Genomic DNA, 20,594 nt, shown 5'->3' on the forward strand with positions numbered 1-20,594 from the left:
TCTCCTTGCAGGGGAGAGGTTTGGAGAGGGGTTTTCCAGATCCCGTGAATTTTGACAAAAAGGCAAGCATCTTTTAAACTACAACTTGCGATTAGCAAAACTTATCAACAGTCTCATGGCTCCCAGTGAAGCATCTGCCCCCCCAAAGCGCGTTATCGGTTTAATCAGTGGCACATCTGTAGATGGTATAGATGCAGCCCTAGTAGAAATTACTGGTAAAGATTTAGATATCAAAGTTGAGTTGCTAGCAGGACAAACCTATCCTTACCCTGCGGACTTAAGAGAACGCATATTAGCAATTTGTGCAGGAGAAGCTATTTCTATGTGGGAATTAGCACAAATAGATGATGCGATCGCCAGAGCTTTTGCCCAAGCCGCCCAAAACATTCAAACAGGTCATCAGCCAGCAACTTTAATCGGTTCTCACGGGCAAACTGTGTATCATCGACCACCAGAGCCAGGAGGAGAGGGGAAGAAAAACCTGGGATATACCCTGCAACTTGGTCGGGGTGCTTTGATTGCCTATTTAACAGGAATTACCACTGTCAGTAATTTCCGTGTTGCGGATATTGCTATTGGTGGACATGGCGCACCACTAGTTCCTAGAGTCGATGCCTTTTTACTGAGTCATCCCCATGAGAGTCGTTGTATTCAAAATTTAGGTGGTATCGGTAACGTCGCTTATATCCCACCCCGTACCGATAACTGGCTGTCGCAAATTCGCGCTTGGGATACCGGGCCAAGCAATAGCCTGTTAGATTTAGCCGTAGAGCATCTCAGTGGTGGTACTAAAACTTATGATGAAGAAGGTAAATGGGCTGCTAGTGGCACTCCTTGCCATCCCCTAGTAGAAAAATGGCTGACGCAAGAATATTTTCATTTACCGCCACCTAAATCTACAGGTCGGGAGTTATTTGGTGTAGCTTACCTCAACCAATGTTTCCAAGACGCGGAACCATACCAACTCAGCCCCGCCGATATGTTAGCTACACTCACAGAACTAACTGTAGCTTCCATTGTTCACAGCTACCGGACTTTTTTACCACAAATGCCACAGCTTGTATTCTTATGTGGTGGCGGTAGCCGTAACCTGTACTTAAAGCAAAGATTACAACTAGCCTTAGACAAGATTCCCGTCTTAACAACTGATGAAGCAGGCTTAAACGCAGATTTTAAAGAAGCGATCGCCTTTGCTGTCCTCGCCTACTGGCGACAACTAGGTATCCCCGGCAACTTACCAACAGCCACAGGCGCACCGGCAGAAGTTCTGTTGGGAGAAATTAATCAGCAGTGGACAGTGAAAAGTGGACAGTGGACAGTGGACAGTGGACAGTGAAAAGCGGAAAGTGGAAAGTAAACAGTGAAAAGTGGACAGTGTGGAAATAACCTGATAACTGACAACTGACAACTGTCAACTGATAACTGTCAACTGATAACTGATAACTGTCAACTGTCAACTGATCAAGGCGAGGAAGATACAACGGTGGGTCACACATTTTTATTAGAACCAGGGCGCTGGAAAATCCAAGGCAGTTGGTTAGAACGGAATGATCTGCCCATCACTGTTAGGGGTATGATTTTGGTGGCTTGGAATCGGGATAATTGGTTTAGTATGGCGGCAAAACTCGTATTTCCAGGTAGCGATCGCCCAGAAATTTCTTTACAGTATAAGGGGCGTTTGCATCAAGGAGAGCGCCAATATACTTTTTTACTCCAACATAGTATTTTAGGACAAGTGGAAGGCGAAGGTTGGATTGGTCTAGATACAATTGTACAGCGTTACTGGGTGATGAGCGATCGGCAACGCCGTAGCGGATTTGAAACCATGCACCGCGTTTGTGAAGATTCTTACTACTTAAGTAGCGGTGTGATGTCAGGTCATTTTTTAACCAGCACAATGGAAGCCAGCCTAGAGCGTCATTAGTCAGTTGACAGTTGACAGTTGACAGGTGACAGGTGACAGGTGACAGGTGACAGTTGACAGTTATTGTTCTCCTCTGCTCCTCTGCTCCGTTCCCCTCCTGGGAGGGGCTAGGGGTGGGTTGCTCCTCTGCTTCCCCCAGTCCCCTTCCCCCTTCCCCCTTCCTCTTAAGGGCAGGTTTTTCATAAAGTAATCAGTGAGGACTATAAGATTCAGGAAATTATCAGACTTTCATCTACCCCTACACCCCTACACCCTTATACCCTTACACCCTAAAATCAGTGTTTTTGGGTCGAAGTGTAAAAAACCTGCCCTTGAAAGCTTCCCCCTTCCCCCTTCCCCTTTCCCCATCTTCGTAAAGTTTTTGTGTACTTTGAGTTATTTAGCTACCGAAATTTGGGCAGACTAGATTTATATAAAAATCCCAACTACAACATCCTTATGAGGATATATCTATCTATTTTTCCTACCTTGAAGAAGAGGATTAAAGGTTAGAGACTAGGCGAGAGAGGGATTTTTATATCCTGTTGTGTAATTGATTACATAACAATCCATTTTGAAAATAAAGAACAGTAAAAACCCTTCCCCTTGTTGAATATTGGAATCCAATTCTCTATGTCAGACCCCAACATGAATCGTGTTCTTGGCAATAGATACCAGCTTCAGGAGTTAATTGGTTCTGGAGCGATGGGTAAAGTTTATCGTGCTAAGGATGTTTTGTTGGGAGGGGTTCCTGTTGCAGTCAAATTTCTTGCTTTATCGATGCAAAATGAAAAAATGCGTTTGCAAGAACGCTTTGAGCAAGAAGCCAAAACCTGTGCTTTACTGGGGCAAAAAAGTATTCATGTTGTGCGCGTAATGGACTATGGCGTAGATGAAAATAAAGTTCCTTTCTATGTCATGGAATATTTACAAGGAAAAAGCCTCAGCCAAGTAATTCGCAAGCAAAATCTATCTTTGTCCAGGTTCGTGAGTATTTCACGACAAATTTGTTTGGGTTTACAGTGCGCTCACGATGGTATTCCAGTTGATGGTAAGGTGTACCCAATTATTCATCGTGATATTAAGCCTAGTAATATTCTAGTAATTCAAGACCCAAGTTTTGGCGAATTGGTGAAAGTTCTAGATTTTGGTATCGCTAAATTATTACAATCAAATGTCGACCAAACAAAATTTTATCTGGGAACACTAGCTTATTCTTCGCCCGAACAGATGGAGGGTAAAGAATTAGATAATCGCTCAGATATTTACAGTTTAGGTGTGATGATGTTTGAAATGCTCACAGGCACTTTGCCGCTAGTCGCACCTACTCATTCTTTTGGTGCATGGTACAAAACTCATCACCAGCAACCGCCACGTACTATTACGAATGTTGGTTGTGAGTTAGCAATTCCTCAAGAAATAGAAAGTTTAATCATGCGATGTTTAGCTAAGACAGCGAAAGAACGTCCGCAAAATATTGGGGAAATTTTGGAAGTTTTAGAGTCTCTGGAACAGCAACTGACTCAACAGTCATTTAGGCAAGATAATCACAATGACTATCGCTCTACCACTACCTTAACCCTGAACGCTGCACCTAAACTAGAAACAAATGTTGATTCCCAACCATTTTTATCAAAGGAAAAAACTACTTACAACATTTCCTGGCCTCAAAATAAACCAATTGCTGATATTGTTTTTCCTCAACCTATCGAATTTAATGGGGAAACCCTACCCGCTTTATGGGTGATGCTGTCAGAAACAGAAATTTTCAAACGCCTGAGTTGCACTCGTTACAATCAATTTTTGTTCATCACAGCACCTCACCCAATGCTTTTATGGATAACGGTAATCTACAATCGTCAACATGGGGCTAAATGGTTGCCCTATTATCTTGATCTCAAAACTACAGTTAGTCAAGAAATAGTCAAGTTATTAGTCAAAACTGGGGACTATCGTTTACTTTTCTTTGCACGGGAATCACCAAATCGCTGTTCTCATGTTTTAACTGCTAGTATCGCGCCTATTCAGCGCCAACGGCTGCAACAGTGGATGGCGACGGCTAAAACATTTGTATCATATGGTGATCCCCAAACGAGTAAAAACCTTCTCAAAGGGGAATACCAAAAGATTAAACCCCAAATATTGGCAAAGTTGGCAGCTATTGATACAGATACTCCAGTTAACCTATGCGGTTAAGCCAACCCCCCAAGGGTAGCAAGGCAGGAGGTGAAGTCTTCTAACTTATCCAACAACGCCTATAAATTACAACTATTTTTTGATAGATCAGCTAGTCACTCTAGCTCAAGATTTACGCAACTGGCACTTGGGGTAGGGTGCGTCAGATGTGGAAAATCCTTGAATATGTACGAAATTATTGGGGCTGACGCACCCTACAGTTAGTTTGATTATGACACTTGCGTAAATCCTATAGCCTAAACGCCTCTATATTGTTACAGATGATTACTAATATGTAAACTTTTATAAAATAAATCTCTAACTAGGTTGTAAGCCTTATTCGTAATAAATATAATAATCAACAGTGTTAGTGAAAACAGAAGCTCCTGATTAAATATTAAGCAGGGTATTCAGGCTTACAGCATTCAAAGATTGAATGGTCATAAGTACAATCTAACTAACAGGAGTTAAATCAAGAAAATTTACTAGCACTAGTGGATTAATAGCTACAGAGCTAAACAAGTTAAGTGTAAATAATATTTGGCAATTAAGTAAATGCCATGTTTAGTTTTGAGTTATTGGTTTTAGTGTTGAGTTGATTTTGTCGAAAGTTGACGCCCCAACATCCCCAGCTCTTTTCCGCCCTGGAACTGAGCAAGAGAAGGAGGTCGCCCACTGCGACACAAATTTCTCTATGCCATAGTGGAGCCAGAATCTAAGCCCCACTGATGCTTGAGTAATTCTTGATAGGTGGCTTCGCGGACAACCATTTGCTCATAAAGCTTGACCAAAAAATCTTTCGCTTGGTCATGGCTCATATTCTGCACTTGAGTAGCAAATGAGCGAATGCTGAATTGTTGTTCCAAGGACAGTTGAATTGGTTGGTTCATAACAGACTCCTAATAGACAAGGTGTAAAAGTTATGTCGGTCAGAGAAGTCCCACAGGAATAGGACTTGTGATAGTGCCTGCCCTATATTGTTCCTCTGTATTAAGAAAGATAACAATTATTTGACAGTTTTGCCCACATCCTTAATGGGTAAGTTTTGGTTTTTTTGCTTTGCACTTGAGCCTACTGGTATATTACCCAAGTCTGTTTTGGCAGATTTAAGGTAAAGTCACCATTTTTGCTTACGCATTTCATTTACACATCTTTTCTTGTTGACTGCTGACTGTCAACGGTTAACCGTCAACAGTGAACAAATACCTAAGCAAGTGTGTAAACTAAAAGCGTCATAGTTTACCTAAAATGACCTCTTAAGCCGAAAACTTCTCTGAATGAGAAGATTAACGGCAGGATAAGAAATCATTAGTATTAAGATCGCATTATATGCGTCTTACTTTATTATGTGCAAGATGTCAACCGACAAATTTTAGATAAACTCAGCCGCAAATTGGGATTTTGTTGGCTAAAAGTATTTTTATCAAGTTGCAAATAGAAAAAATGCTCAGGTTGAACAAATTGGTGAGTATATTTACTAAATTGGTCTTTGGTCAATAGCTTTTAGCTGTTGACTGTTGACTATTCGAGGGCGACTAGGACGACGGTGATGTTGTCGTGACCTCCTTGTTGTTTGGCTGCTTCAACTAGGGAATGGGCGGATTTTTCTAAGACTGAAGATTGTTGCAGCTGATCGGCGATCGCACTATCAGCTAGTTCTTCTGTGAGACCATCACTACACAAGAGTAAGCGATCGCCTGCTTTCACATCTAGGGGTTGCACATCGACCTGATGTAGGTCTTCTCGACCCAAACAACGGGATAACACATGGCGGAATGGATGAATCCTGGCTTCCTCGGCGGTGATGTCGCCGACTTGGATGGCTCTGGCTACCCAGGTATGGTCTTCAGTAACTTGCTCTAGCTGTGTCTGGCGCAACCGATACAGGCGGGAGTCACCAACATGAGCGCACCAAGATTCGTCACGGAACATGACCACGACGACTGTAGTACCCATATCAGCGCGTTCAGGATGACTTTGCTGATCCTGAACAATGGCTGCGTTAGCACGCCATAAAGCTTGTTCTAGTAATTTAGGCGATGGCTCAGGAGCATCCCAATTAGATGTCAAATATGCTTGAATTTCCGTTGTCGCGATGCGACTGGCTTCTTCACCCCCTGCATGACCGCCCATACCATCAGCAACGATGAAAAATCGCCCTTCCGGGTCGATATAGTGATAATCTTGATTATTGGAACGAATAAGACCCGGATCGCTCAGACCCGTGAAGTTGAGTTTCATAAATTTTTACTGCAAACAAAAATTAATACATTCGGTCGTAACGGTCGAGGCGGAGCAGCAATCGAATCAGTGTTACTGCAACTGCTGCGGCGATGAAGCCAGCTAGCAGGGCTAACCATACATAATGATTTACTAACAAAATAGTAGCTGAAAGGGTAAATCCACTGATTATCAAAGCGTAGCCGATGCCAATTTGAATGTTACCCTGTCGCCGGAGGAGTCGTTCTGTTTCTATAGAACGCACTCGCACACGCATATCTCCGCGTTCTAATTTTTCTAGGGTATCTTCTAATCTACGTGGTAATCCAAAAGCAGTGGTACTAACTTGGACTGCTTGGCGGCTTAATTCATTGAGGAAAGTATTGCCGTCTGAACCATTCATATCGGTCATAATTTGCATTGCATATGGTTGGGCAACTTCCATAAAATTAAACTCTGGATCTAAGCCTTTGCCTACCCCTTCTAGAGTGGAAAAGGCACGCATCACAAAGGTGAAAGTTGCAGGAAATCTAAATGGTTGATTATAAGCTATTTCGTATAAATCATCACTAATGGCAGCTACCGATTGATTTTCAAAGGGCTTATCCATGAAATTATCGAGCATATACTGCACCGATCGCCGCACAGGCCCCATGTCATCTACGGGTGCGATCGCCCCCAAATCGATGAGAGACTGGACTACGCGATCGCCGTCTTTTTGGGCTATGCCAAACAGCGTTTGCATCAGCCCTTCGCGGACATTGGCTTTAATCCGCCCCATCATGCCAAAATCGTAGAAAATTAAAGCACCATCGGCACTGACAGCAATATTTCCAGGGTGAGGATCGGCGTGGAAAAAGCCGTTATTCAGCAGTTGCATGAGGTAGGCTTGAGCGCCTTGACGCGCCAGTACCTTTCTATCTAAACCTGCGGCTTCTAGCGCCTCATATTGGCTAATTTTAATCCCTGGCAGATATTCCAACGTCAACACTCGCGGCGACGCATAGCGCCAATACACCTTGGGGACTTTTACCCAGTCATGTCCGCGAAAATTCCGGCGAAAAGTATCAGCGTTTCGCCCTTCGTTGAGATAATCAATTTCTTCCCAAAGAATGCGACAACATTCTTCATAAATCCCGATCCAATCTCGTCCCTTCCCCCATTTAGGATGGCGTTGAAAGTAATGGGCAATACCCTTAAGAATTTGTAAATCTATTTCAAATAACTTTTTTAATCCTGGTCGTTGAATCTTGACAACCACAGACTCACCACTATGTAGCACAGCCTTGTGTACTTGACCTAAACTAGCTGCTGCTAAAGGTATCGGTTCAAAACTATGGAAGAGTTCGGGAATTTTTTTCCCTAATTCTTGCACAATAGTTTTTTCTACTTGCTCATAGCTAAATGCTGGTACTTTGTCTTGTAGCTTTGCCAACTCATCTACGTATTCACTGGGGAATATATCTGCGCGGGTAGAAAATAACTGCCCGACTTTGATAAATGTCGGCCCCAAATCCAGCAGAGTATTACGAATCCAGACTGCTTGTGCTTTACGCCGCGCAGCCTGTTTTGCTTCCGTGACACCGCCAGGATAACTCCAAGATTTGTTGTATCGCCAAAGTTTGAACATTAAGGTCAAGACAAAAGACCAAATGTCCACAAAGCGCCGCTTGCTAGAGTAGTTTTCCCGATTCCAACGGTAAGCCTTATCTGAATAAGTAGTTTCCATATCTTGCGCGTACCGTTGGTTTGTTACTGAATCACCTGGAAGAAAAGACACTCTGATCCCTAAACTGTTTCTTGTAAAACGCCATTTGTCTGTAAGTCTTGACTAATGACTAATGACTAATGACTAATGACCAAATCTACACTGAACTGCTGCGATAACGTTGTAACTCATTACGCAATAGGGCAATTTCTGCTCTTAATTCGTCAATGTTGGCTTGTAAGTCAACTGACTCAGCGACAGTTTGTCCGCTACCTGTGGTTGTTTGTCCTGCGCCAGCCGCCGCAGAGGCTCGGTTTGCCCGTTCTAACACTTCGTCGGTAAATTGACGTAGCTGTTCTCTGGCTTCTGCATCGAATTTACCGATTTCACTCAAAGCATCTGTCACGGCGACTTCTAGACGCTCGTTGAGGACTTCGGCTACAGCTCTACCGACGAAAAAGGCTTGTACAAGAGGGTTACTCATAAATTTTTGTTACGCTCATCCGCAAGAAGATTATAACTTGCCCGTATGCTTTACGGCTTCCTTCTGGCGTAGTTATGTTGAGTTAGCCGTTTCCACATCTAATAATTGTAACTATATAGATATATAATCATCTAATTAAAATTACTGGTTTGAGTATTAAAAGAATATAAATTTTTGTTTGTAGTAAGCACTTTAGTGATGAGTGAGTCAGGACTTTAGTCCTGACTACAAACATTAGAGTAATTCTTGATAAAATTGCTCTGGTTGACTGGGTAAATATGTGGTTCTCTGCAAGGTTTGTGCTTTTAATTGAAAGCTTTGGGTGATGTTAATTCGGCTCATAAAGTCGATATCGTGGGAGATAACCAAAATAGCACCTTGATATTCGTTGATGGCTGAGATCATTTGTTGGGTGGTTTCTATATCTAGGTTATTGGTTGGCTCGTCAAGAATTAACAGGTCAATTTCTGAGATACTAATGATAGCGATCGCTAGTCTGGCTAATTCACCACCACTCAATACAGACGCGCTTTTGTGGACATCATTGTATTTAAACAGGAAGTGTCCTAGTTGTTGGCGTAGTTGCTGATAGTTGAGACTGGGGTTAGCAGTCTGCATATTTTCTAAAATTGTCTGTTGGCGGTTGACTAACTGGTAAGTTTGGTCAAGATACACTGCTTTTAGGTTAGGTGCAAGGGAAACTTCACCGGACTGAAAATAGGTTGTATGTGTATCTGTGCCTAAAATTGCTTTGACCAAACTGGATTTACCAGAACCGTTTGCACCGATAATAGAGATGCGATCGCCAGTGACTATATTTAACTGTATATTCTCAATCAGTTTACGTTCTGATATCCAAAGATTCGCACCTTCGATGTTAACTAAGTTTCTGCGCTTGTGATTTTTCTCCTCTAATTGGATGCTCGTCACCTTGTGAGTTTTAATTTTAGTCTCTGCAACTTTTTGAGTAGCTTTAGCTACAGCCGCCTCATGGTTCTTTTTCGCAGTTCCGGCGGAAACTTGCGCTTTTGCTTTCATCGTTCCGGCTGCGGCTCTATCGATGCTACCATTGAGTAACTTGGCTCTACCGTTACGTTGAGCTTGGGCTGCACGCTGCTGTTCCTGTATCGCCGTCGCTTGGACACGCTTAAGTTCCTTTCTGGCTACTTCGTGCGATCGCATGGCTGCATCTAATTCTATCTCTTTCTGTTCTCGATAATAGGAAAAGTTACCACCGTAAACTTGCAACCCAACAGGTGTTAATTCCCAAGTCACATCTGTCACTTGGTCTAGAAAAAATGGTTTGTGAGAAACAATCACAAATGCACCAGAGAAGTTTATCAGAAATTGCCTCAAACTTTCTAATGCTTGTAAATCCATATGGTTTGTTGGTTCATCAAGTAATAGCAAATCTGGTTGTTTAGATAAACCAATTGCTAAGAATAGCTTTGTCAGTTCACCACCGCTTAAATTCTTAACTGGAAGATATAGGTCAATATCTGTATGGAATTGCGTCTGTAAAATCTCCTGAATTTGCCACCATTCATCAGATATAGAAGTTAGGAAATCTAATACTGTATTTGTCGTGATTTCTTCCTTGATAGTGCTAATTTGTGGCAAATAGTAAACAGAACCATGCCCCATTACAGAACCGATATGCGGATGAATTTGACCTGCAAGTATTTTCAGGAGAGTTGATTTACCAACACCATTGCTACCAACTAAAGCAATGCGGTTTCCTTGCTCAATACTGACATGAACCCCTTGAAACAAAGTCTTTTCTAAGCTGAGTTCATAAGCGAGATTCTCAGCTATTAATATTGATTTTTTCTGCATTATTCTCAAACCTCAATAGGCAAAATTCCACCCGTCTCCGCAATAAATGACGGGTAGATTAGACAAACAAAAAACCTAGCCGCAACAATTCACCAAGCGACTAAATATAGATATGATTCTGGAAAATTCTGTTAGCTCATGACTATGGGGAAGTAAACTGTCAAATATGTTTTGCTGATTCGGTTTTGACATTTGTTGCCCAGACGCAACATTACTTCATGACTACTTCATTGCAGCTATCTCGTTGGAGGTTTGATGATAAACTACAGTGTAGCACAAGATCATTTCGCAAAGTCAAGATATTTTCTCTGTGCCTCTGTGGTTAATCAACATTATCATAAATGCTAAAATAATCGCACCAATAATTGACACCAAATTGATTCTATGACCATTGCCCAAGAATTAGAATCACAAGACAACATCTCGCAAGATGTAATATTTCCCCCTGGTGATTTATGGAGTGACGAACCGCCCTTGGAAACGGAACTACATTTACGGCAAATAATTTTACTTTTTCAATGTCTAGAATGGCTGTGGCGAGATAGAAATGATTTTTATGCGGCGGGAAACCTGACGATTTACTACAGTCCACACCAACTTAAATCAGAATATTTCCGAGGCCCAGATTTTTTTGTCGTGTTGGGATGTGAACGTAAAACGCGCAAAAGTTGGGTAGTGTGGGAAGAAGATGGTAAATATCCCAATGTAATTTTAGAAATTTTGTCTGACTCAACAGCTAAAACAGATAAAGGTTTAAAGAAAACCATCTATCAAGATACCTACCGTACACCTGATTATTTTTGGTTCGACCCTTATACACAAGAATTTGCCGGATTTCACTTAGTAGATGGACAATATCAACCTCTACAAGCAAACGCGCAAGGATTTTTATGGAGTCAGCAGTTAGGTTTATATTTGGGAGTTCATCAAAGATTTGTGCGGTTTTTTACAGCAGATGGGGAATTAGTATTCACACCAGAGGAAGAGGCGCAACAAGCACAACAACAGGCGCAACAAGCACAGCAACAAGCCCAACAAGCACAGCAAAAAGCTGAACGTTTAGCAGCTAAACTAAGAGAGTTAAATATTGACCCAGATACAATTTAAAGGCTGTTGCATAGTTATATCGCAATAGTTAAGACAGTTAAGAGATCAGGAAATGAGAAAACTTAGACAGCAAAAAAGTTTTAACTCTGTCACCTGTCTCCGACTATCACTAAAATTATTGCCAAAATCCCGCGAATAGCAAAGGTAAAAGTATTAACGCGCCAGCAATTAAAACTACAGTTCCAGGGTCGATTTTGATTTCGTTTTTATCTGGGTTAGGCATTGGTTTTACTCCATTTTATACAATTGGGGCGACCCCACAAGAATTTAATTTGATGTAAAATCTAACTATATTCTAAACGCGCCATTGCGATTTGCACTTTCTCTACTTGCTTAGGTGCTGGCATATCATTAAAAATAGCGATCGCCTTGTTGAATGTTTCTCTACTCTGGTTAACATCACCCATTCTTTGATAAGTTAATCCTAACTGATAGTAGGCTTTGGCTAAGTTGCATTTATCGGACACCGTGTTCATATTGGCGATCGCTTCTTGATGTTTGGCGATCGCTACCGTAAACTCGCCCTGTTCTCGATACAATGAGGCTAAACAAGATGTAGCCCTCGCTTCTAAAAAACTAAACTGATTTTGCCGACAATGGTTAATAGCTTGGTGGCACATTTCCAAAGCAGTTTCTATCAAGCCTAAATTTTTATAAGTCAAGCTCAGAAATAGTAAACTCGTCCCTATACCCCAAGAAGTTAATCTATCGTTTACTAATCCTGCTTGTGCTTCTTGTAGCATAGGTCTGACATTCTCATTTTGCCCCACAGAAGAATCTAAATAAGCTAGACAACACAGAGAATAAACAACATATTGATAATAATTTTTGTCTGTTGCTGCTAGATTCTTCACATAGTAAAAAATCTGGCTGGCTCTGTCAATTTCCCACAAGTCTGTGTAACAGAGTGCTAAATTAAAGCTACTAGATATTCTCTCTTGCAGAAAGCTCTGTTTCTCGGCAATTTCATTAGATTTATAATGGCAATCCAAAGCCGCTTTAATATTACCTATTTGGTGATACGCTCTACCTAATAGGTTATACAATATGTTTAAATGGTAGTCAGAATCTAATTTCTGGATCAAGGGATTAATTACAGAAATTAAGGTTTCCAATAAACCCAACCTGTTAAATAAAACTCCCATAGATATCCGGTTATCCCATTTATTTGCTCTTCCGAGAATAATCACATTAGCAGCTTGTTCAAAATCCCCAATTGCCATATAGTGATGATAAGCTTCTAATGCCATCAAAGCATCTTGGGGATTTGCCACTATGGTAATGCTATTATTCCAAAATTCAGCAGCTTTTTGGTTAGCAATGCGCCATTCTCCACTTTGTTTTAACCTAGCGATCGCCTCTGTGGCAATCACCGGATGTAGCCAATATTTCCCTTTCCGAAATTCTATCAATAAAAGGTCTGTAAGATATTTAATTACTCTTTTAGCTTGTGCTTCTGGAACATCCCAAAGTAAACATTGCAGTCCCCCAATACTGACATGAGTGATATCTTGATAGCGATAGCATCCCAAACGGCAAAGCAAATGATATGCTTCACTATCCATTTGTTCTAAACGGTCAAATTGACTAGCAACTAAATTTTTTAGTTCTGGTTCAATTAATAAATCATGCTTGTTTTCTCGCCAATAAACATCCGCATCGCCTTCAAAATCTGTAGTGATAGTCCCCCTGATAATTTGCATAGCTTTAGCATTCCCACCAAAGGCTTTGCACATTTCACTAAGTGCAGTGGAACTAGATTTAATTTGACAACTAGCACAAAACTTTTGCCAAGTAGACTCATCTAAACCACCCAGTGGATAGAAAGTCACATCCACCCCAGACTCATACAGGCGTTCACGGCTAGTTATGAGCGTGATTGATTGAATGCTAGGATCTGCTAACATTCTTAAAAGCTCTACATAAGGACGACGAGAAGCAATAAATCGACCGTTTCTATCTAAAGCCGACTCAAGATTATCAATTAAAACCCCTATCTTGCGGGTTTCATCCCGCAGCTTGCGCCGCAACCTCTCTAAATTAATACCAAACTCTTTACCCGGTTCTTCATTAAAATTAACCCTTAGCCATTCCTCAACCACACTCTCTACAGAAACAATATTTTGGCTTTCCTTAGCCATCCACAACTCTAGGAAATAATAACCTTGAGTTTTAAAATACCGCCGCGCTAGGGTAGTTTTGCCAACGCCGCCTTCACCTTGGATGAGGATAATTTTCGCGCCGCGCATGACATGGTGATTCAGTTCGGCTATTTCGCGATCGCGCCCCACAAAGTTATAATCCAGTTCTTGTGGCTTGCTATTATTGGCGACTGGGCTTAAAATAGGCGAGATTGTTGGCGTAGAGCTTCCTCCTTTGAGGTGCGATCGCTCGAATCTCTGAATCACTGAAAAAAAGTTAGATTTCGAGACTTTTTCGCCCAAGGCATTTGTTAATATTTGCCACAATTCTGCACCAACTGCTTTCAAATGTGCTTCAGTATAACCACAAATCTCAGCAATATTCTGATAAGTTCGTCTTTCGTCCTCCCATAAATTACGCAATAATTTTCTTTGCGCTGTATCGAGACGTTTTCCTGTTGTATTCAGAACCAAACTATCCAAAAGCTCTAGAGCTTCTTCTGCACCCATCGATCCCTGAATTTAGCATTTGTGCTTAATTATAACTATATTTTCAGCCTTTCTCTCTCACCAACAATACCACAAACTACTTTTTCCTACCTAGTAGGGTAGTAAATCTCTTACTTTATCCAACTGCAAATTTCTTTAAGGTGTATTATGCTTGTAATTAATACAGGCAAAGTTAAGTTAATTGCCAGGAGATATACGGTTGAAGATAGATGTGAAGTAGTCCAGCTAATACTTTTGGCTGACTAATCAACAAGTGACTAGGGACTATAAACTAGGAACTCAGCACTTATTTAATTAAACAAGCGGTAGATATTAACTAACTAGATTCTGTAGAGCGTGTAAATAATTATTTTCTGTTCCACCCTACAGGAGTTAAATCATGTTGAATAAAGATTGTCATCATAACTGCAATCAGGGTAATTGCCCATTTGCTCAAGATAGCAACAATGCCAATAGATATGTCTGCCTCAAATGTGGTGTCGAGCGAGAAATTAATAGATATCCTTCTGGTTTTGGTTCGATAGTCATGTTGTTGTTGAGTTTGTTTATTGCATCGCAATTATTAATTAATTGGGAAAAGCAAGACAATCAACCACAGTCAGAACCAGCAATTTCTTCGCTGAGATAGATAGTTTTTTCTTGGAAAAAATATACCCACCACGAATCGAGAGTCAAGTCATGACCACAAATAAAGATACCTTCCTATTTCGCTTAGTTGGTAAGTCAATAAAATACTTTTTGTTGATGCTGTTTGGCGTTGCTATTGTCTACGTTATTTCTACAGTTTTAGGTACTTTCCAGGTCAATAGTATGCTGGTTGATGTTTTACGAATTGTGTTTGTACCTTTGGGAGTTCTTCTGTTATGTTTAATTACAATCATGGTGATTGTTGAGTCTGTACGTTGATGAAAGGTAACACAAGGGGTGGGCAATGCCCACCCAGCCCTTTCAACGCGTTCATTTGTACTATATTTCTGCCCAAAATATACACTCAATTAACCCTTGCATAATCAGACTCACGGGAAATTCTCTAAAAAAATGCTCCATTTCAGATGCAATAAATTGACCGTTTTGAATTTGCGATCGCCTAAAATTGCATTGATAGCCCACAAGCATCATTTTTTGCCCTAGTCTGGGAGCGGGTTTCAGCCTTTGATGCGCGTAGTTCATTTGTTCGCGTTGAAAGGGCTGGCAATGCCCACCCTACTGGCGTGGCAAGACTAAAGTAGTGCATTAGATTTAAATAAAAAACCGCCGATGAACGCAGATGTTGGCGCAGCCTTTGCTGCGCCAACATCTGCGTTCAATTTTTTCTCAATCTATTGCCATAAGTGTTTTTTCAAAGTAAAGAATTTTTCCTGTTACCTGTAACCTGTACCCTGTCCCCTAGAATAACAAAAAAGTCCGCTTGAGCGGACTAGCGTAGAAGGGTCAAATGATCGAAATTGACTATGAGATTTTCAAATCCCTTCTCTATTTTTAGCAGCTTGCTCTTAAAAAGCAAGTATAAAAATACAAGTATTTAGACATAATTACTGTAATTATGTCTTTTGATATATATTTTTGTCTTATCTGGAGAATTTAATAAATTGGCACATCTGTCAATATCCAAAAGTAAGATTTATTTATTGATATTAGATATATTTATAACTACAAACGATATTAACTATAATTTTGCGCTTAATATTTTTTTAAGATTTAAAATAAATAAAAATATCTGAAAAATTTTCGTTTTTAGCGATCGCACCAGACTATTAAAAAGAAAAGGTAATAGGTTTATGTATTTCCAAGCCAAGACTATAAGTGTTGCCTGAATGGTCGCAAATGCCTGACAATAGCCGATAGATTATACTGTCCGCACCAATTTCTACTCCCTCTTACCTGTTTGAAGACAGATGCTAATGGAAATAGTACAAAATTAATACTATGGGAGAAATATTTCTAGAGAAAGTTGCTCAACCCGATATCATGCGGTTAATATCATGAGTGTAGAAAATGAATTTTCTAGCCAAAGATTGCTTCCTCTCCTCTATTTTATGAGACTTTCCTTAAAGTGTCAGCAAATAGTTTAGAGGCAATTCAAGACACTTTTTTGTGTGATTTATTGACTATAATTGCAATGGCAAGTATAGTATTAAGCAAATGTTAATCAGTCAGCCTAATCCTTTATTTGCCCTAAAGATTGGGGTAGATAAGGAGCGGAGGAACCAAATTCGGGGCGTATTTTGGATTATCCAAAAAGAACATCTCTCAGTTCTAGCCCGTCAGCTAACTTCGTCGGCGTTGAGAGGAGATTGAACGAACAGCATTTTTAATAATAATGTCTGTCGTCAGTGTCCTTGGCTGGTAGCTTTACGCTTCGTTTAACCTGCACTCAATCATCAGGTATTTGAGACAGGACTAGTTGCCTTGAGGTGAAGCTCACTATGTTCCAAACTAACAAACATCGGATTGCACTGATTTCCGTTTCTGGAGACCCAGCTGTAGAAATAGGTCAAGAAGAGGCTGGTGGCCAGAATGTATACGTCCGGCAAGTAGGCTATGCACTAGCAGAAATGGGTTGGCAAGTTGATATGTTCACTCGCCGCATCAGTCCCGACCAAGCTGCGATCGTTCAACATAGTCCCAATTGCCGCACAATTCGGTTAACAGCAGGGCCGGTTGAGTTCATTGGACGAGATCATATATTTGGGTACTTACCAGAATTTGTCGATGAATTGCAACGCTTCCAAGAGCGTCAAGGTTATACTTACGAACTCATTCACACAAACTACTGGTTGTCATCCTGGGTGGGTATGGAGTTGAAAAAGCGTCAAAAGTTGGTGCAGGTGCATACATATCACTCTCTAGGGGCGATTAAATATAAAACAATTGCAGATATACCCGCCATTGCTACTAAGAGATTAGAAGTAGAAAAAACTTGTTTAGAGACTGTAGACCGAGTAGTCGCCACCAGTCCTCAAGAACGGGAACACATGGAAACCTTAGTTTCCCAGCAAGGGCAGATTGATATGATCCCTTGCGGTACAGATATTAATAATTTTGGCGACATTGAAAAGTCTGTCGCCAGGGAAAAACTGGGTATTGCGCCTGATGCCAAAATGGTATTCTATGTAGGTCGCTTTGACCCCCGTAAAGGTATTGAAACTTTAGTCAGGGCTGTAGCCCAGTCTAGCTTGAGAGGTGAAGCTAACCTACAGCTAGTGATTGGTGGCGGTAGCCGTCCAGGTCAAAGCGATGGTATTGAGCGCGATCGCATTGCTGGTATTGTGGATGAACTAGGTTTAAACGATTGCACCACCTTTGCTGGTCGTTTAGACCATGAAATCCTACCCTACTACTACGCGGCGGCTGATGTTTGCGTCGTCCCCAGCCACTACGAACCCTTTGGTTTAGTGGCGATCGAAGCGATGGCGAGTAACACCCCTGTAGTTGCCAGTGATGTGGGCGGATTGCAGTTTACAGTAGTACCAGAAGTTACTGGTTTACTTGCACCGCCACAGGATGAAGTAGCTTTTGCCAAAGCTATCGACCGCATCCTCTCCAACCCAACCTGGCGAGATGAACTAGGTGCAGCAGCTCGTCAGCGAGTCGAAACCACCTTTAGCTGGGATGGTGTAGCCTCCCAATTGAGTAAGTTATACACTCACTTACTGACTCAAAGCACACCTGCAACGGTGAAGAAAGAGGCTGTAGCAGCATAATCAGTTAACAGTTAACAGTTATCAGTTATCAAGTTATGTTCACTGTTCACTGATAACTGTTAACTGACAGTCCCCAATCCTAAATATCCAACCTTTGGAAAATCTGATCCAAATGTTTGAGATGTTGCTGTGGGTCAAAACACAGGGCAATTTCTTCAGGTGATAAGATGTTACCGACACGAGGATCTTTAGTGATTAAATCGTGGAAGTTGCCTTCTGGCTTGTTCCACGCAGCATGGGCGTTTTGCTGGACGATCGCATAGGCTTCTTCCCGGCTAAGTCCCTTATCTACCAATGCCAGCAGCACTTTTTGGCTGAACACCACACCGCCATAGCAATTGAGGTTCCGCGCCATATTTTCTGGGTAGACTAGCAGGTTTTTCACCAAATCGGTGATTTCTACCAGCATAAAGTGCGTTAAAATGCAAGCATCTGGCAAAATTACCCGTTCCACAGAACTATGGGAAATGTCCCGTTCGTGCCACAAAGCGACATCTTCCAAAGCAGCGCCGGCATGACTTCTAATTAATCGCGCCATCCCTGTCAACCGTTCTGAACGGATGGGGTTGCGCTTGTGTGGCATAGCACTAGAGCCTTTTTGCCCTTTGGAGAAGAATTCCTCAACTTCCAGAACGTCTGTTTTTTGGAGATTGCGAATTTCCACAGCAAAGCGTTCAATAGAAGCGGCGAGTAGGGCTAACTGCTGCACAAAATCAGCATGAATATCGCGGGAAATCACCTGTGTAGAAGCTGTATCTGGCTTGAGTCCGAGCTTTTGACAAGCGATCGCTTCTACGCGGGGTTCGATATTGGCGTAGGTTCCCACCGCACCAGAAATCTTACCTACGGCGATCGTTTCCCGGAGAGTCTTCAGGCGTTGTTGGTGGCGTATGGCTTCAGCCAACCAACCAGCCAGCTTAAACCCAAAGGTGATCGGTTCAGCGTGGATACCGTGCGATCGCCCAATCATCACCGTGTAACGGTGTTCCCGTGCCTTTTGGCGAATCACCCCAATTAAATCTTCCAGACGTTGCGCCAACACATCCAAGCTAGCCACCAATTGCAACGCTAAAGCCGTATCTAATACATCTGAACTAGTTAACCCCAGGTGGATATAACGTCCAGCCTCACCTACATACTCATTGACATTTGTCAAAAAGGCGATGACATCATGACGGACTTCCGCCTCAATTTCCAGTACCCGCTTCGGATCAAAATTTGCCTTAGCTTTGATTTCCTCAACAGCAGCAGATGGAATGTAACCCAATTCCGCTTGGGCTTCACAGACTGCAATTTCCACCTGAAGCCAGGTTTTTAGTTTATAAAATTCAGTCCACAGGTTGCCCATTTCGGGCAGAGTATAACGCTCTATCAACGTTCGCGGCAGAATACAACTGTCATATTTTAACCGACTTTGAGTAACAGTGTCAGTTGTCAGTTATCAGTTATCAGTTGTCAGTTGTCAGTTATACTCATCTAACAAGCCGAGTTGAAAAGTGATGTCCAGATTACAGGAGATAATTGCTTGCCCTGTTTGTTACAAACCAACAGTTGAAATACCAGTGCAGTGTGAAGCTTGCTTGAACTATTTCAGCCAGGAAGTAGAAAAAATGCCTTCCCTGATAATGGATTTGACCCCATCTGCTGTACTTGGCGCAGTTGAACAAGAGACGGCAAATACCAAACCTCTACGCACAGAATTATTCCGATCGCCTATTATTCCTTTTTTATACGAACGCATTCTGCCGCCAATTTGGGCTGTGGGACTGCGTAACTTAGGCGGTATTGATACTGAATTTCGTCTAGTTACAGACTTTTTCGGTCAAAGCGGCACAATTATAGCAGATATTAGTTGTGGCACAGGCATTATGGCACGACGTTTGGCGCTTTCAAGAAGATACAAACATATAATTGCCTTGGATTATTCAGAGTTAATGCTGGCACAATTGCAGCAAAAAATGAAAATAGACGGTATATCACCATCTCAGATAACTATTATTCGTGCTGATGTGGAAGCACTGCCCTTAGCATCAAATTCTATTGATGCCATATATACTGGAGCTGCTATGCACTGCTGGAAGGATGCTCTTGAGGGAATTCGCAATATTTACCGAGTCTTACTTCCCGGTGGTAAGCTGTTTGCTACGACTTTTCTCAAACCATTTCCTAACATTGTGTTTCGGTTTTTTTCAGTCTCAGAACTTGAAGATATCATGCTGGCATCAGGCTTCAAAAAAGACAATGTACGGGTGGAAGCTCGTGGTCTTTATGCAACCATTTGGTGTATCAAGTAAAACTAAATTACTATTTGAAAATAAGCTCATAACATCATATGAGCTATAAAATCTTTGTAGCAAGCTACTATACCTTTTCTTGATGAAGTTGCAATATGAAGTTGGAATTTATTCCTTACTGTAGAGACGTTGCATGCAACGTCTCTACATGATTCTTTTGGTGCAACTTCATAAATACTCAAATATCAAAAGCGCCCTCCCTTATGGGAGAGCGCTTTTAATTCACAGTGAAACTATTGCTTTGTCTGCGATAATTAACCGTTGATAGCAGGAGCGCTGATAGCAACAGGAGCAACTTCACTAGCCGCCAAGTCTAAGGGGAAGTTGTGAGCGTTACGCTCGTGCATTACTTCCATACCCAAGTTAGCGCGGTTGATGATGTCAGCCCAGGTGTTGATTACACGACCTTGTGAGTCGATGATGGACTGGTTGAAGTTGAAACCGTTCAGGTTGAACGCCATTGTGCTTACACCCAACGCGGTAAACCAGATACCGATGACAGGCCATGCAGC

16 protein-coding genes, 1 pseudogene and 1 riboswitch are annotated in these 20,594 nt (G+C 41.6%); of the genes and pseudogenes, 8 read left to right on the plus strand and 9 right to left on the minus strand.

What is annotated here, in order from left to right; translation table 11 throughout:
- Positions 1-115: 115 nt before the first annotated feature.
- The 3 genes from H6G83_RS05370 to H6G83_RS05380 all read left to right on the plus strand — a co-directional run bounded on the left by H6G83_RS05370 (position 116) and on the right by H6G83_RS05380 (position 4,099).
- Entirely contained in the window at positions 116-1,336 is a 1,221-nt protein-coding gene (locus H6G83_RS05370) for an anhydro-N-acetylmuramic acid kinase (RefSeq protein WP_190468087.1), read from the plus strand.
- Between the two features lie 147 nt (positions 1,337-1,483).
- Complete coding sequence (locus H6G83_RS05375; protein ID WP_190468090.1) at positions 1,484-1,924, plus strand: hypothetical protein; 441 nt, start codon at positions 1,484-1,486, stop codon at positions 1,922-1,924.
- Positions 1,925-2,536: 612 nt separating this feature from the next.
- Positions 2,537-4,099: a serine/threonine protein kinase gene (locus H6G83_RS05380; RefSeq protein WP_190468093.1), complete on the plus strand. Its 1,563-nt coding sequence runs from the start codon at positions 2,537-2,539 to the stop codon at positions 4,097-4,099.
- A 671-nt stretch (positions 4,100-4,770) separates the two neighbouring features.
- Here the strand turns inward: H6G83_RS05380 and H6G83_RS05385 are convergent.
- From H6G83_RS05385 to abc-f, 5 genes are all read right to left on the minus strand, one after another.
- The gene (locus H6G83_RS05385; protein WP_015140926.1) at positions 4,771-4,968 is read right to left on the minus strand and encodes an NblA/ycf18 family protein; all 198 of its coding nucleotides are present in this window, start codon (positions 4,966-4,968) and stop codon (positions 4,771-4,773) included.
- 631 nt (positions 4,969-5,599) lie between these two features.
- Complete coding sequence (locus H6G83_RS05390) at positions 5,600-6,319, minus strand: Stp1/IreP family PP2C-type Ser/Thr phosphatase (protein ID WP_190468096.1); 720 nt, start codon at positions 6,317-6,319, stop codon at positions 5,600-5,602.
- Between the two features lie 22 nt (positions 6,320-6,341).
- Positions 6,342-8,027: an ABC1 kinase family protein gene (locus H6G83_RS05395; RefSeq protein WP_190468174.1), complete on the minus strand. Its 1,686-nt coding sequence runs from the start codon at positions 8,025-8,027 to the stop codon at positions 6,342-6,344.
- Positions 8,028-8,163: 136 nt separating this feature from the next.
- Positions 8,164-8,490 (minus strand): DUF6825 family protein, encoded by a 327-nt coding sequence (locus H6G83_RS05400; protein WP_190468101.1) that lies wholly within the window; start codon positions 8,488-8,490, stop codon positions 8,164-8,166.
- A gap of 234 nt (positions 8,491-8,724) precedes the next feature.
- On the minus strand, positions 8,725-10,326 hold the full coding sequence (gene abc-f / locus H6G83_RS05405; RefSeq protein ID WP_190468104.1) for a ribosomal protection-like ABC-F family protein: 1,602 nt from the start codon (positions 10,324-10,326) through the stop codon (positions 8,725-8,727).
- A gap of 384 nt (positions 10,327-10,710) precedes the next feature.
- Here abc-f and H6G83_RS05410 point away from each other — a divergent pair, with 384 nt between their 5' ends.
- The gene (locus H6G83_RS05410; protein WP_190468108.1) at positions 10,711-11,433 is read left to right on the plus strand and encodes a Uma2 family endonuclease; all 723 of its coding nucleotides are present in this window, start codon (positions 10,711-10,713) and stop codon (positions 11,431-11,433) included.
- Positions 11,434-11,717: 284 nt separating this feature from the next.
- On the opposite strand, the gene H6G83_RS05415 is transcribed toward H6G83_RS05410, so the two are convergent.
- A complete protein-coding gene (locus H6G83_RS05415; protein WP_190468111.1) occupies positions 11,718-14,084 on the minus strand; it encodes a tetratricopeptide repeat protein in 2,367 nt (788 codons plus the stop codon).
- Between the two features lie 379 nt (positions 14,085-14,463).
- On the opposite strand from H6G83_RS05415, the gene H6G83_RS05420 reads away from it, so the two are divergent.
- Positions 14,464-14,712: a hypothetical protein gene (locus H6G83_RS05420; RefSeq protein ID WP_190468114.1), complete on the plus strand. Its 249-nt coding sequence runs from the start codon at positions 14,464-14,466 to the stop codon at positions 14,710-14,712.
- A gap of 50 nt (positions 14,713-14,762) precedes the next feature.
- Positions 14,763-14,990 carry a hypothetical protein gene (locus H6G83_RS05425; RefSeq protein WP_190468117.1) on the plus strand — a complete coding sequence of 76 codons (228 nt, stop codon included), beginning with the start codon at positions 14,763-14,765 and terminating at the stop codon, positions 14,988-14,990.
- A gap of 60 nt (positions 14,991-15,050) precedes the next feature.
- Here the strand turns inward: H6G83_RS05425 and H6G83_RS05430 are convergent, their stop codons facing one another.
- Positions 15,051-15,254 carry a hypothetical protein gene (locus H6G83_RS05430; protein ID WP_190468120.1) on the minus strand — a complete coding sequence of 68 codons (204 nt, stop codon included), beginning with the start codon at positions 15,252-15,254 and terminating at the stop codon, positions 15,051-15,053.
- A gap of 975 nt (positions 15,255-16,229) precedes the next feature.
- Positions 16,230-16,382, plus strand: a riboswitch (cyclic di-AMP (ydaO/yuaA leader).
- A 128-nt stretch (positions 16,383-16,510) separates the two neighbouring features.
- Between H6G83_RS05430 and H6G83_RS05440 the strand changes: the two genes are divergently transcribed.
- Entirely contained in the window at positions 16,511-17,788 is a 1,278-nt protein-coding gene (locus H6G83_RS05440) for a glycosyltransferase family 4 protein (RefSeq protein WP_190468126.1), read from the plus strand.
- Between the two features lie 79 nt (positions 17,789-17,867).
- Here the strand turns inward: H6G83_RS05440 and purB are convergent, their stop codons facing one another.
- Positions 17,868-19,163, minus strand: coding sequence for an adenylosuccinate lyase (gene purB / locus H6G83_RS05445; RefSeq protein WP_190468129.1), 1,296 nt, complete (start codon positions 19,161-19,163; stop codon positions 17,868-17,870).
- Positions 19,164-19,287: 124 nt separating this feature from the next.
- Between purB and H6G83_RS05450 the strand changes: the two genes are divergently transcribed.
- Entirely contained in the window at positions 19,288-20,082 is a 795-nt protein-coding gene (locus H6G83_RS05450; RefSeq protein ID WP_190468132.1) for a class I SAM-dependent methyltransferase, read from the plus strand.
- Between the two features lie 254 nt (positions 20,083-20,336).
- Here the strand turns inward: H6G83_RS05450 and H6G83_RS05455 are convergent.
- A pseudogene (locus H6G83_RS05455) lies at positions 20,337-20,594 on the minus strand (photosystem II q(b) protein); the annotation flags it as partial.

The organism is Anabaena azotica FACHB-119, from assembly GCF_014697625.1.
In the GTDB taxonomy this organism is placed as follows: domain Bacteria; phylum Cyanobacteriota; class Cyanobacteriia; order Cyanobacteriales; family Nostocaceae; genus Trichormus; species Trichormus azoticus_A.